This window comes from Legionella sp. km772, assembly GCF_003989735.1.
GTDB lineage: Bacteria > Pseudomonadota > Gammaproteobacteria > Legionellales > Legionellaceae > Legionella.
In genome coordinates, this window is sequence record NZ_RZGQ01000008.1 from 1 (window position 1) to 13,452 (window position 13,452).

Genomic DNA, 13,452 nt, shown 5'->3' on the forward strand with positions numbered 1-13,452 from the left:
TCAAGTGAAATAAAAAAATCTAAAAATCCTTCTTCCAGCTTCATTCCTATATCCATTTAAATGAAGCTAGCCTCTCATTATTTACCGATTTAAGCTAGATTTTTTTCATGAGGTGGCCCTGACCGTCGGGCCCAGTGGCCTTGACGTCCCAAGAAATTAAATTATCTAAACTCGATTTGGCGCTTTATTTAGGCCAAGCCTTGAAAGCGGTCGTCCTTACTCCGTTAAATGATGGTGAAGTCACTATTAATATCAATGGCCAAAATATCAATGCAAAAACTTCCCACCAATTTACTCCCGGTGAAACCTTAGATGTTAAGGTCGTCAATACAGACGATGAAATAGTTCTTCAAGTACAGCAACAGCCCCAAAACGCGCCTGCCTTACAAAAAACTATTTTACAAAATGCTTTGATGCAAAACTTACCCAAACAAGCGCCACCCACCAATCTCTTAGAAAATTTAGAGCAGTTAGTACAGTCCAGCCAAGTGGGACAAACAGATAAACTCCCACCAGCGATTATGCAACAAATAAAAACCTTATTAGCGAACATTCCCGCTATCGCGCAATTACCCCAGCAATTATCTAAAGCCATTAACCAAAGTGGGGTGTTCTTAGAATCAACTTTATTGCAATGGCAACCAGGCATGCCTACCGCTCCTGTACAGACCGATTTTAAAGCCCAATATCTTAAGCTACTCAATAGCCTGCCAATTGAGCTCAAAAATAATTTCTTAATGAGCATTAAAAATGAAACGCAAGATAATGCTAACCCGACCTTGCAACGTGACCCGCTACCCTTACCCGGTGCAATCCCTCAACCCTTGCATAAGGATGCCATTCTAAATCTTAGTGATAAAACCCCAGAAACCATCCAAACGGTCATTCACGAACAGGTCAATCAGGCCCTATCTCGCATTACCGCCAACCAAGTAACTCATCTTACCCAAATGGCGCAACAGGATGATAATAAATCCGGTTTTCTTATTATGTTAGATATACCGGTCAAAACTCCACAAAATGACATCGATGTGATCCCTTTAATGATTAAACAAAGAAAAGCAACTGCCACTGAACCAAGCCAATGGTCGATGTCTTTTGCGGTTAGTCTGTCTGAATTAGGAGACCTTCAAGGTACGGTTACCTTAAATGGTACTGAGGTTAGTGTAAAGATTAATACCGATAAACAAGAAACTATTGATACCTTGAATCACTACCAAGGGGATATGCAAGATCTCCTTAAAGAGCTGGGTTTAAACTTAGGTGGTTTTAATCTCAAATTAGGTTTAGAAAATAACAAAATTCAAACTGAGAATTTACACTTATTGGATATCCGGATATGAAAAAAAACAAACAAAAAGCCGTCGCATTAAAATACGATGGCAGTTCTGCACCAAGAGTTACCGCGAAAGGGGAAGGACGCATTGCGCAAAAAATTATTGATACCGCTTTGGCTAATGGTGTTCCTTTGCAAAAAAACGATGAGTTAACGGCCTTATTGTCCAAAGTACGCCTTAATGACGAAATCCCTCGTTCATTGTATCAAGCGGTCGCCCAAATACTCGTCTTTCTTTATCATGTTAATGGCAAAAAACCAAAAAAATAATAAGCCTTAAGACCTGCGATTTTCCTGGAAAAAAAAGATCAAATAAACTACAATTTGTTTAACAATATAACAATTGGGGCTCATTATGAAATGGACAATACTAGCAGGGATTATCGCTTTAACTACCGGTTGTTGTAGCACTGGCGTCGTTGAATATCAACAAGTTAGTGTGGTTCCTGTAAAAAAAGTATCTTATGTACCGGTGGTGACGAAAGTTAAGGTCGTCCCAGTACGCCCCGTGGTAACTAGAGTAGTGAGTCCGGTAATAGAGCCAGTTTTAGTGGATTATGTTGAACCCATTGATGTAACCACAACTACCATAGATTTTTATTAAAGCCTAACCTAGGTTGACTTCATTTATCTTAAGAGGAGCCAGAATAAACGGCTCCTCAATCAACAGCCAATATAAGCTATAAATTTAAATAGCAAAGTATCTTGCTCAATTAGCCCTGTATTTACCAACAAACGGGCTGCCAACCTGCAGCCTTACTCCAAGTATTGAAGCAAGGATTATCGTTTAAGAGGACTAACGGAATGGTATTCCAGGGTTGTTGCCCTCCTATTAATTGCTGCTGATTAATCCAGGTTCCTGCCCAAGGAGCAACCACTTCTGCTTGTAGTACTTGTCCGCCTTGTACCGCCTTCGGTGGTGTAGCGACTACCGGCTCTGGCCCTAATAGGAAGGCGGAAGCTTGTGAGGAGCTGCCCCATCCAGCGGCAGCAACCCACAGTTGGCCCATTTTTGCTGCAGAATAGGGTGCGTATGGAGTTCCAGGTGGATAAGAACTGTCATATAATTGCGGATCGATTTGTAATAAAATCGCTTTATCCCAACTGCCTGAAGGAGCCGCTAATAAATCCGCTCTTAAGGCTGAATAGACTCCATAAACTTCAGGAACCACAAGCTCCTCAGCTAAAGCCAAGGCAATACGACCGATAGGTGTAGTCACAACCACAAACTCATCACCCTCTTTAGCCCAAGAATTAAGACCTAAATGGGTTGCTCGATAACGGGCAATAATTGCTCCTGTGGGATTTGCTAAAGCAATAGTATGATAGACGCTATCACCTGAACGCTCAGGATAACTGCCAGCAACATAACCTTGTCCCTCTTGAGCAAGTTGGGAAATAATAGCTTCTGAAGGGCCATTTTGCTTCTCGGCAAGGCGTTTATACTCATCAGCTGAACGATTTGGTCCGTAGTGAAATAACATCGGTAATACAGCTATACCATTTTTTCGGGGCGCAACCCAGGTGTTTTGATTGGCATGAGCAAGATCTCCAGCTTCAATAGTTATAGTTATTGTTCTCGCTAGCACTGTTCCATTAGAGGGATCGGTCGGAGCTCGGTGTAAGGCAAGCACGCCATAAAGTTCTGGTCTTCTTCGTGCCATAAGACTTGCGCGCACCGGCGCAGATTTAGCGGGCTCAATGGTAGTAATGGCCACACCATGAACACCTGAGGGCAATACTTCTGGTTTTACTACAGGAAGCTGTGCGACTTTATTTCCAGCAGGATCCCAAATACTGGAACCACCATTATAATATAACTGTTGTTGAGTAAGGGGATTAGTTTCTATTCCATTACGAGTGGCAGCCACGACCCAAGCGCCAGTATCTGCTGAAAGATGCTGCACACTCGCTATGGTAGAATGGTCACCCTTAGCTTGAGCCACTGGTGTGCCAGGCATAACGCGATCGGAGACGCTTGACCAGGCAATGATATCCACTTGGTGTAAGAGAGCTAAACGTGCGTACTGCCAGTAAGTATCATCGTAACAGATCAGTAAGGAAATCCGTCCTAGTTCAGTATCAAAGACCGGAAACCCTAAGTTTCCATCTGAGACCCAGCGTTGATCTTGGGGGTTCAAACCATGTTTTCTATATTTACCAATATAGCCTTCAGGCCCTATTAAGGCTGAAGTATTGTAACCTAGACCACTGACGGGATCGAGTTCACCCAATCCTACCGCGATGTACATATGATATTTCCGAGCAATTTCAGCAAGGGCCTGGGTCGTTTTTCCTGGGACTGTATCAAGAAAAGGTTTTGCCATCGCAAAATTATCAAAGATATACCCCATATTTGCGGTTTCCGGGAGCACCGCTAACTTGACCCCTTGCTTCCCTACTTCCTCCACACCTTTTACCATGCGTTGGATATTACCCTCTAAATCACCCCAAGCAGGATCATAAGCAACTGCTGCGGCCTTAAAGCTAGGTAGAACTTTTTGAGGTGGTGTTGCCGCTGTTGCAGTCCCCAAGCCCATAGCTCCAATTAATATAAGACGAATTGCGCAACTAAAATATCCATACATGAACACACTCCTGTGTACTAGGTGAAAATTAATAGGATGATAATGCCTAAAGAGTGTAAGCCATTTTTACTTATCATTCCAAGAAGGGATTATTTAGATTAAAATTTTGGCCGTATCGGGGTCATGGCTAACTAGCACGCTCAAAAGTATCGGCTTAGGTTGCATTTACTAGTTAGTTAACCGCATCTAACGCCTAAAACCAAAATACACCAACACTATTCCAAGGACAAAATCTAAACTCGCAATTCCATACGCTAAAGAATTATTGTTCAAAAATAACTTGGTCACTTGATCAAGTGCATCGGGAAATATAATAAGATTCAAAGCCTTTAATACCACCAGCCAAGCAGTAAGAGTAATAATGAGACGCCAATTCCATTCCCATATATTATGAGCTACTACCATGAGTAAGCCCAACATAAGGGTAAAAAAACCGGTTACGAACATCAGGGAGCTATTACTCACTACCTCATTTATATGATGATAAAAAGAAGGCATGTTAGCGAGCATCACTGAACTAACTATAATCAAATAAAAGCCAATGACTTTGCTTAAAAATTTAGATCTATCCATGCTCCTAACTCCTCTGGTACTTAATTTCTCTCGCATCTAGCTTTCTACGGTTTTCTTATCCAGGTTAATTATAGCAGCTCCGCTTTAAAAAAATCGGTTAAGGTTATGACGGCTGGTAATAGCCCGAAAGACACTCATTTTCACTTATATAAAAATTTCTACTAAACTTAATTTGCTTAATAAATAGTTAAGTTATCTGGTATAAACTAAATATAATGAATGGATATTCGTGAGAGACTCCTATGCCTACACCAGCTGAACGCGCCCAAGCACAAGCACGCTATCTAGAAGAAGTAAATGCTCAAGCAAAAATTATTTATGAGCGGGATAAAGCAAAATTGCCGATTGATCCCCAAGGAAGAGTACTGTTACAGGTCAAACTGGATGCTAATGCATGGGAAAAAATATACCGCGCTCAAAAGAAAATAAAAGCAGAAGATCCTCTACCCGCGGAATATAATTTAGCGGCCTTTAAACAAGAATTTGAGAAATTGTTAGGGCACCCTGTTACCGCCACAACCTCAGTTAGTTATGATATCCAAACGGGAAGCCAAGAGCCATTAAATCCACTGTTTAAAGCTAAACTTGAATCCAGTTTAGTGACTGTTCTGCAAGGGAAGAAAAATCCCGAGAAACTAAGTGAGGCTGATCGATTAAAAATAGATGAAAGCAAAGAGCAAATTATTGCGCAATATCAAAATCTTGCTAAAGGGCGAATTATAAGTTTACATCAAGAAACTCATTTCCATGCCCACCTAATCGGTCGTATGGTAAGAACTGCTGTAGATCGTGCAGGTAGAGATGCGCCCTTTGGCGATAAAGATGAATTATTTCAAAAAGGATTAGATAATGCCTTATTGAAATTGAATGAAAAAATACAGGCATTGGAAGCCAAAGCGCTCGTAACAGCCTATAAAAAAGTGAGCAAAACAGATCCCTTTGATGAAGAAGCTTTCCAAAAGGCATTAAATAAAGAACTCGATGCCGCAAGAAAGAAAATTTTACCAGAAATCGCAAAAGCAGTTCGGGTTGAATTGATTAAAGCAACAGGGATTCAATTTGACAAAGACATCACGCAACATTTAACAAAAGAACTAGCTAAATCCACTAGTGCAAGCCTGAATGATACGGTTCATATTAGTAGGGGTACGGGGGCAATTAGTTATATAGGGGCGAGTGAGAAAACGTCCCATCATCAACAGGTAGGTGCTAAGTATGTTGCTGATCAAACCCTGTACTCTCATCATTTGAAAGAAAGTGGTGTAGTACAAGCATTGGCTCATCGCCAACAAGTTCGAGTTCCCGCTTTAGCAGTTAAAGTGTTACACAAATACACAGAAAAATTACTCGATCAAGATGATAAACATCACGCAAAAGCTGAAAAAGCTCAGAAAAAAGGACTTCAAGAACCACTTCTTCTTGATGATATAGACACCAGAATTCAAAAATTAGCTAAAGATAAATCTCTTTCTGCACCGGAAATCGAGCAAATTAAGGCTGAATATGAGCTTATGCGAAATGAGCTTGCTAAAGCCACTCCCCAAAAACCAGTAAGCCGGTTAGATGCATTTAATGCCATGATCGTAACCGACACGGCACAGAAGATCCAGCATTTACAGAGTAAATACCAACTTGGTGATATCGATAGAGGGCCGATACCAAAAGCTTTTGTCTACAACTTATACACTAGCCTTAATCGTACTGGCGACGGTTCAACTAAGATGCCTCATCCTGCAGAATGGTATGATGAACGCAATAATAAACAAACCCAAAGCGCTGACCATATACTTAAAGCAGCCCATGAATACAATAGAAATAATCCCGTAGCGCCTCTTTGCTTAGTACAAAATGTTCCGGTAAACGGATGGGGGCACAATATAGACATCGATCCAAGCAACCCCTCCATAGTTAATGAAGCCGCGCTAATGGGGCAATTAGCAGCCTTACATACCATTTACGATACGCTTTCGGTAGAGGACAAAAACAATGCCCAAAAAATCTTTGCCGACTATAAACAATTTTTAACTACCCCTGAAACCTCTTTTTATGACTATGTGGTTAAAAATAACACCCCAACTCTTGCACAATTGGCTACCATACAAGCATCACCCCCTCTGGCTAAACCAGAAAAACCCATGGTAGAAGTAGTAATACCGGTTGATGAATCGGCAGCACAACGAGATCAGCGACTTGCAACCGCATTAGAAGATCATCGTGCTGAATTTCTCAGTGATGCGAAACATGCTATGGCAGCTTTGTTTAAAGCCAAAGCGTTTAATGACTTGGATAATGGCTTTACTTATCAAGCCCTTTCTGTTTTTGCCGAAAATGCATCCATTGGGGGCTGTAAAAGCGCGAATGAACGCGCCCAAGCGGTGAATGGCCGCGCGGCTATTTTAGACTTTGTAAGTTTAGATAAAGCAACCCGTGATGCTTTGCTGGATAAATATCTTTCTAAAGAGGAAGCAAAAGAGCTTAAAACCGCCACTGACGGATTAGAAACAGCTATTCAACACAGTGATCTTCCCAATATCACTAAAAATATGAATACTCTATATGGTTCTTTAAATTTAGAAGGCTTTCAAGCTCTTATTAGTTTTATTGATCAAGGCGGACATGCTAAATTGTCCACTAAGGGTGAATTGCTCAATACGAATTCAGCCGAGCCAGTCCACACTAATGTAAAAAATGCTTCTAAATGGCAATGTCATAAGGGCCTTACGGATAATGTTTTAGCTGAGTTTAATGGGGTTCAAAAATTTAGTTGGCTAAAAGAAATGAAAGGTGCTTTAAAACCAGTGGCAGCAGCAATAGGCGCCACAGGGATTGGTTTAGGCATAGCAGCGGCGGTGGGAATTACTGCAGGATTTCCACCAGCGGGATTAGTTATAGCAGCTGCTGCTGGTGTAACCCTACTCGCCTATACTTTATTTAAAGTTTTACCTAAATGGTGGGCATCACGAGAAGCAGCTACTCAAACCCGATTTGATGCCATTCAGGAAAATAACAGACAATTAGTAGAGGGCGCTAAAGCAGAACTAGAAGCCCAGCATCAAGCAGTGCATGCGCCTCATCAAGAAAGCATTGTGCCTTTAGACTTCAGTAGACAAAGAGAACTAAGACACCTAGCGCAAGAAGCAAGAAAATCCACTGCCCCCCAAGTTGAGCGTGATAGAGATTTAGATTTATCGGACGATCCAACCATCCAACTATCAGGTGGCCCAGGTTAATAGATCTGTAGATACCCATTAGCAACGAGGCGGTTGCTAATGGGTATTCTTTCGATAAAATAATCTTCGATATCCCTCCCTTTGCGTTACATTTTATATTTAAAATCCTCACAGAAAATAAGATAGCGCATCGCCAATATTGCCAAATTTTAACACATAGAGTATTATAAACATCCTTTTCAAGCATCAATATTCAGGAGAATGATTAATGCAAGTCCATAAGTTGCTGTTATTAGCCGCAGCCTTTAGCACCCCTATGTATGCTCAAGATATCAAAATAGTTGGAACTCTAAGCCATAGTTTTAAAACTATAGGCCATACTCATCTATTAAAAGCATCGCCCTCCCGCTCCATTAAGCTTCTTAAAGTAGAACTTAGTAAACCGGCAGAAACAGCAATTAGCAAAAGAACTAGCCTCGTCACCAGTAAAAAAGTACATCTAAGCCCTTCTCATTTTCCGAGCAAAGTAGATTTAGGCATGAATAACGTGCCCGTCCTGGATCAGGGAAGCTTTGGTACCTGCGTTACTTTTGCAAGCACCGCAGCAATCAATGCCGCCTTAGGGCAAGGGGATTACGTCAGCCAACTTTGCCAATTACAATTAGGAAATTATTTGGAAACCAATGGCTATAATGTAAGTGGCTGGGATGGCTCTTTAGGTCGTACCGTTTTAAGTCAGATGGAGTCTTATGGTGTTGTGAGTAAAAAACAACAAGAAGCGCTTGGCTGTGGCGGCTTGACCGAATATCCAAATGTAGGTAAGCCTATCCCTGCCTCATCTATTAGTCCAGAAGACTATCACCAAATGAGCGAATCAATTAATGATAAAGTAAGCTGGTCCCCTATTTTAGATATTTTCACCGCCTTAGACCGAGTTGATACCGATAAAACTTTAATGGATATTAAACAAGCTTTAAATGAAAAAGATCGCGTCACTTTTGGAGTGCTTTTATTGGATTTTGATTTAGGGATGATGGGCGCAGTGGGTTCTCACCATAGTACTTTTGATACCTGGATTTTAACTCCTGAAATAGCACGGGATATTTATTTACGCCCTATGTTTGGTGGGCATGAAATGGTTATTACTGGCTATGATGATGACGCTATCGCAACGGATGAAAAAGGTAATCAACACAAAGGCTTATTTACCTTACGTAATTCTTGGGGTGACAAACTAGGCGATAAAGGAAACTTCTATATGTCTTATGACTATTTTAAAGTATTAGTTATAGAAGCCCAACGTATTCGCACTATGCCTGCAGATGGCGGCGTTGATTCCATCACCGCCTAATAAGTACTTTCCCTGATACTATTAAATCTAAGTTGGGCCAAAGGCCCAACTATTTTATTTACTTGAAGCGCTCTTGGATGACATAAGTATAATGACAAACATCTTGAGGAACGCGATCACTTTTTGAGCCATAAAATAGGCCTTTTTCTAAGTCTGCGCAGGCTTGTTGGGTAGTTAAGGCATTCAAACAGGCTGCCAAATTATCGCTATGGCAATTAGGAAAAATAGCAAGTTCAGTTCCCCTTGCCTGATAGTGCTCATTACCCCAATTATTTAATTCGCTTGTGTAGTAGGTCGTATAATTACTTACTGCCAACTTATCGTTTAAACTGATAATCTTCATTCCTGGATTGTTATGATGAATACGACTGATAGCAGGGGTAGAATAGTCATAAATAGACCGCCCATTAGCTAAGGTCAATTTCCTTAACTCGTCCATATGGGTATGTCCAGAAAGCAAAGTTATTTCGCCATAGGAAGGCGAATAATGGTCTAAAAGCGCAATAAAACGGCTTAAAGCTTTTTCATTCCAAAAGGGATTACCTTTGTAATTAATCCCCGGCGGCACATGCATCGCGATTAATAACTGTTTGGCGGAATGTTGTTGTAATTGTTCCTCAAGCCACGCTAACTCTGCTTCAGCATCTTCCTCTTGGTGCGGATAGTTTGAAGCTAGTAAGGGAACTTTAACAAAGGGGGCAGAGTTTAAAGCAAAAAGGATAAGTTCTTTGTTATTGGGTATCACATAAGAAGAATAATAGCCTCCATGACGCATATTACTTGGATCAATAAGCAGCTCTTTACAGTCAACACAAGCCCCATCCCAATCATTGGCGTAAGAAAGTGGTGATTCACCATTTACCTCAAAAGGTTGATAATTACCCCCTAATGAATCATTATTCCCGGGAATATAAAACATGGGTTTAGTGAATGAGTCTGCTGCAAACAGCTCATGGAATAAAGTTCGCTCATACTGCCCCTTTTTAGAGGTAAAAATCTGCATATGAGTAGGAAGATCGCCTAAATTCAGGATAAAATCGACCTCTTTACTCAGCTGTTCCATTCGCCTTAAAGCGATTTTCAAAAAAGCAGGCCCGGTATCTTCGCCATCGCGAGCATTATTATCGGCGCCATAATGAATATCTGTCAGAATAAGAAATTGCGGTCCTGCAAAGGCATTCATTACCCAGAAGGTCGATAATGCGATTAAGAGAAGTACACGCATAGCAAAAGCTCCAAACCAATTTTAATCTAAGTAATCTAAACTGCTTGCCTAATGACCCAAGTACGTTGAGTAGCTACCGCTGGCGCTTGAATCCATAACATTAAAGGTTTGTCATTCGGGGCAACAACGACTTTTTCAGCCGCCGTCAAAGCTACTGCAAACGAATATTTTTTTGCCGCGGCTTTTAATGCGAGCCATACCTTACCGGAATCCGCTTGGTTATCAGTAATGACCAATTCATGATTGCGATAAGCAATACTCACCGGCTGCCCTCTAAGCGCTAAACGTATCCCTGCTTCTACATGGCGCCATTTGGCCTGCTGGCTTCTTTGCACCTCTGCTTGAGTGGGATTTGATTGGAATTTAATACGGCTATGAGGAGCAAAAACGCGGGCCAAACGGTTACTGCTTGGATTTAATTGTAAAAGATAGGTGCATAAAGCATCTAATAATGGTCGTCCCGGGCCCGCATTAGAGCCAGGCAGGCGATTTATAAATAACGCAAAAGCTAAAGTATGTCCATTGGTAGTATATAAATATCCAGATAGGCTGTTCATCCCCGTCATTGTACCGGTTTTCGCCCGCACAAAACCTTGTTGTTGCGGTGTTTTGAATCGTTTTTGCAAAGTGCCATCACGTCCCGATATAGGTAAAGCAGCAATGTATTCATAGGACATAGGGAAACGTTGGTATAAAAAAGTTAATAAGGAAATAGTTTGTTGCGGTGTGACTAAATTATACCGTGATAAACCCGATCCATCCGTAAAGGTTGCGTTTTTAAGATCAATGCCCGTTTGCTGTTGTAAGAAGTTTTTTACCACCGCTTGCGCATCATTCCAATTTAGCGGGGAGCCATGGATTTTAGCTGCTGCATGTAAATAGAGGCTATCGGCATAGAGATTGTCAGAAGGCTTTAAAGTGTCAGCCATTAAATGGGATAAGGGCCTTGAATATTGGGTCGCGATCTGTAAAGTGCCTGTTGGTGACTTGCCAAGCTCAACTTGACCATTAAAAGCGATATGCTCCTTAGCTAAGATGGAGCGAATAACGCCTTGGGCGTATTTTAAGGGATTTTTAATGGCTAGGCGTTGTTGTACTGCCCATTGGCCTAAACCCACACAACCGCGGGCTACTAATTGGTTATCCTGATTTAAAGAAAAACCAACCCCACATCCTTTCTCGCTCGCCTTGGTGCTCGCTTGATTGGTCACAGCAATCACCCCACCGCCATCATCTGCTTCAACTAAAGCCGGGGCACCCACTTGGGCACCCGGGTTTACGGTTACTGTGAGCCGATTAGCGTCTAACATTAAGGGTGCGATAGGCGCCCCATAACTATAAGCTAAATCAGATTTCAACCAGCCAGGAGGATAAGCATCCACCGCAGCCAAGCTACTAACAATATAAATATTGCCTTGAATGCTGGTTATATTCCAGTCACGAAGCGAGGCTAAAAGATGCCTTAAATCATCGCGAGAAAAAGAAGGATCACCACTTAAATGAACATAAAGATTGCCTTTTAAAATGCCATTCTCTAATTGCGTAGCATTCGTGCTGAGTTGATTTTTAAAGCGGTAATCAGGGCCTAAAGCCATTAAAGCTGCCGCTTCAGAGAATAATTTCATATTACTAGCTGGGATGTAAAGACGATCGGCATTTCGGCGATAAATGGTCTCCCCTGAGGTTAAATCAATAACCACCGCCCCTAAATTTACTTTAGGGTTGACCTTAGTAATTAACTTATCTATTCCATTGGGCAGCCCTAAACTTAAAGCACAAGTAGAATATAAAATCCCTAAACAAAGGCCAGTAAGTGTCCCTTTCATCCAGGTAGTTCCTTATGAAACAAGAATAGGCTAATCATAACGCAAGCCTAACCTCTCCAAAAGCCCTGCGAGCGTATCATTGTCAAAAAATTTAACTTTAAGCCAGCCGCCATCGCCCCCGTCGTTTATTATTTGTACAGGAGCGCCCACTTGTTCTGCTAAAATACGTTGTAAACGTTCAACATCCCGATCTTTCTTGGCATTTTTTAAAGGTGTTTTCGATTTAAATAATTTAATTTCCTGTTCAAGTTGACGCACCGACCACTGCTCATTAATAACTAATTGGGCGAAATATTCTTGCTGGAGAGGCTCAAGGCCTACAAGCATGCGGGCATGTCCTAAAGAAAGGAGTTGTTCAGTAATCAAGGCTTTTACCTGGGGGGTTAAACTCAATAAACGCAAAAGATTAGCAATATGACTACGCGATTTACCCACTAAAACAGCAATTTCATCTTGCTGGTAATTAAACTCCTCAATGAGGCGACGGTAACCGCCCGCCTCTTCAATTAAATTTAAATTCTGCCGTTGGATGTTTTCTATTAAACTTAGCGCACAAGCTTGTTTATCACTATACTCCCCCACCAAACAAGGTACTTTGTCCAAGCCCGCTAATTGCGCAGCACGCCAACGCCTTTCCCCGGCAATAATTTCATAACGTTGTTTAGCAATGGCACGAACAATTAAAGGCTCAATCAACCCTTGTGAACTTATTGATTGTGCTAATTCCTGTAAACCCGCAGAATTAAAGTCCTGTCGGGGCTGATACTGGCCTGCCACTAAACTCGTGATAGGTAAAAAAAATAATTCAGGCTGCATGGATTAAACTTTAGCTCATGATAACCAATAATGAGCTTAGTATGACTCAGTAAATAATAGCCAACAAGACGAATTTGCTAATAGAAGTTATTTCCATTTAGAATATATTCTATAATCCTTATAAATTAGAGAACCCATGTTTTATAAAATTATTTTATTTAGTGTGCTTAGCTCTTTTTCCTTTCAGGCTCTAGCTACTGAGAAGGTGCAACCCAAATCACCAACTGCTTATTCGCAAGCCCTATTGACCATGACGCTGGCAGTTATCAAAGACTGCTATAAAAACCCCAATCAGGTAAAGGGTGAACAATTAGTCAGATGCGTAGCCAAGGTGTTTGATAAGGAAGTTGCCAACCCAGAGCATTATAAAATTAACCTTAGTGGCGATTGTCCCGGTAATGTGGATTTGTTGATGTATAACGTAAAAGGAGAAGTCATTAATTGCTACCTTACTTTAACTAAATCCGTTAATGTGAATCGTTGCATCAGCTATAAAATACCCCATTTATCCATGGGGGAAGAGATGTCTATAACACCGCCTCAGGTCTTGATTAATAATTAAGAATG

11 protein-coding genes are annotated in these 13,452 nt (G+C 41.3%); 6 read left to right on the forward strand and 5 right to left on the reverse strand.

Annotation, left to right across the window (positions count from 1 at the left end; all coding sequences use genetic code 11):
• Nucleotides 1-140 precede the first annotated feature (140 nt).
• From ELY15_RS01805 to ELY15_RS01815, 3 genes are all read left to right on the forward strand, one after another.
• Nucleotides 141-1,343 (forward strand): flagellar hook-length control protein FliK, encoded by a 1,203-nt coding sequence (locus ELY15_RS01805; protein ID WP_370449366.1) that lies wholly within the window; start codon nt 141-143, stop codon nt 1,341-1,343.
• Nucleotides 1,340-1,606, forward strand: a complete 267-nt coding sequence (locus ELY15_RS01810) for an EscU/YscU/HrcU family type III secretion system export apparatus switch protein (protein WP_127097954.1) — start codon at nt 1,340-1,342, stop codon at nt 1,604-1,606. The genes ELY15_RS01805 and ELY15_RS01810 overlap by 4 nt, the downstream gene beginning before the upstream one ends.
• A gap of 85 nt (nt 1,607-1,691) precedes the next feature.
• Entirely contained in the window at nt 1,692-1,940 is a 249-nt protein-coding gene (locus tag ELY15_RS01815) for a hypothetical protein (protein WP_127097955.1), read from the forward strand.
• A 121-nt stretch (nt 1,941-2,061) separates the two neighbouring features.
• Here the strand turns inward: ELY15_RS01815 and ELY15_RS01820 are convergent, their stop codons facing one another.
• Nucleotides 2,062-3,924, reverse strand: coding sequence for a carbon-nitrogen hydrolase family protein (locus ELY15_RS01820; RefSeq protein ID WP_199744142.1), 1,863 nt, complete (start codon nt 3,922-3,924; stop codon nt 2,062-2,064).
• A 186-nt stretch (nt 3,925-4,110) separates the two neighbouring features.
• Nucleotides 4,111-4,497, reverse strand: a complete 387-nt coding sequence (locus tag ELY15_RS01825; protein ID WP_127097956.1) for a hypothetical protein — start codon at nt 4,495-4,497, stop codon at nt 4,111-4,113.
• Nucleotides 4,498-4,739: 242 nt separating this feature from the next.
• Here ELY15_RS01825 and ELY15_RS01830 point away from each other — a divergent pair, with 242 nt between their 5' ends.
• Nucleotides 4,740-7,727: a hypothetical protein gene (locus ELY15_RS01830; protein ID WP_127097957.1), complete on the forward strand. Its 2,988-nt coding sequence runs from the start codon at nt 4,740-4,742 to the stop codon at nt 7,725-7,727.
• A 208-nt stretch (nt 7,728-7,935) separates the two neighbouring features.
• Entirely contained in the window at nt 7,936-9,018 is a 1,083-nt protein-coding gene (locus tag ELY15_RS01835; RefSeq protein ID WP_127097958.1) for a C1 family peptidase, read from the forward strand.
• A gap of 58 nt (nt 9,019-9,076) precedes the next feature.
• Here ELY15_RS01835 and ELY15_RS01840 read toward each other — a convergent pair whose 3' ends face one another.
• From ELY15_RS01840 to ELY15_RS01850, 3 genes are read right to left on the reverse strand one after another with little or no spacing between them, the layout of a single operon-like run.
• The gene (locus tag ELY15_RS01840; protein WP_127097959.1) at nt 9,077-10,243 is read right to left on the reverse strand and encodes a metallophosphoesterase; all 1,167 of its coding nucleotides are present in this window, start codon (nt 10,241-10,243) and stop codon (nt 9,077-9,079) included.
• Between the two features lie 35 nt (nt 10,244-10,278).
• Nucleotides 10,279-12,069: a D-alanyl-D-alanine carboxypeptidase/D-alanyl-D-alanine-endopeptidase gene (gene dacB / locus ELY15_RS01845; protein ID WP_127097960.1), complete on the reverse strand. Its 1,791-nt coding sequence runs from the start codon at nt 12,067-12,069 to the stop codon at nt 10,279-10,281.
• Nucleotides 12,070-12,099: 30 nt separating this feature from the next.
• On the reverse strand, nt 12,100-12,885 hold the full coding sequence (locus ELY15_RS01850) for a ParB/RepB/Spo0J family partition protein (RefSeq protein ID WP_127097961.1): 786 nt from the start codon (nt 12,883-12,885) through the stop codon (nt 12,100-12,102).
• Between the two features lie 136 nt (nt 12,886-13,021).
• Here ELY15_RS01850 and ELY15_RS01855 point away from each other — a divergent pair, with 136 nt between their 5' ends.
• Complete coding sequence (locus tag ELY15_RS01855; RefSeq protein ID WP_127097962.1) at nt 13,022-13,447, forward strand: hypothetical protein; 426 nt, start codon at nt 13,022-13,024, stop codon at nt 13,445-13,447.
• Nucleotides 13,448-13,452 lie beyond the last annotated feature (5 nt).

Coding starts and splice junctions, on each gene's coding strand:
- ELY15_RS01855 (WP_127097962.1), top strand. CDS start 13,022: ATGTTTTATAAAATTATTTTATTTAGTGTGCTTAGCTCTTTTTCCTTT.
- ELY15_RS01810 (WP_127097954.1), top strand. CDS start 1,340: ATGAAAAAAAACAAACAAAAAGCCGTCGCATTAAAATACGATGGCAGT.
- dacB (WP_127097960.1), bottom strand. CDS start 12,069: ATGAAAGGGACACTTACTGGCCTTTGTTTAGGGATTTTATATTCTACT.
- ELY15_RS01850 (WP_127097961.1), bottom strand. CDS start 12,885: ATGCAGCCTGAATTATTTTTTTTACCTATCACGAGTTTAGTGGCAGGC.
- ELY15_RS01840 (WP_127097959.1), bottom strand. CDS start 10,243: ATGCGTGTACTTCTCTTAATCGCATTATCGACCTTCTGGGTAATGAAT.
- ELY15_RS01825 (WP_127097956.1), bottom strand. CDS start 4,497: ATGGATAGATCTAAATTTTTAAGCAAAGTCATTGGCTTTTATTTGATT.
- ELY15_RS01820 (WP_199744142.1), bottom strand. CDS start 3,924: ATGTATGGATATTTTAGTTGCGCAATTCGTCTTATATTAATTGGAGCT.
- ELY15_RS01835 (WP_127097958.1), top strand. CDS start 7,936: ATGCAAGTCCATAAGTTGCTGTTATTAGCCGCAGCCTTTAGCACCCCT.
- ELY15_RS01815 (WP_127097955.1), top strand. CDS start 1,692: ATGAAATGGACAATACTAGCAGGGATTATCGCTTTAACTACCGGTTGT.
- ELY15_RS01830 (WP_127097957.1), top strand. CDS start 4,740: ATGCCTACACCAGCTGAACGCGCCCAAGCACAAGCACGCTATCTAGAA.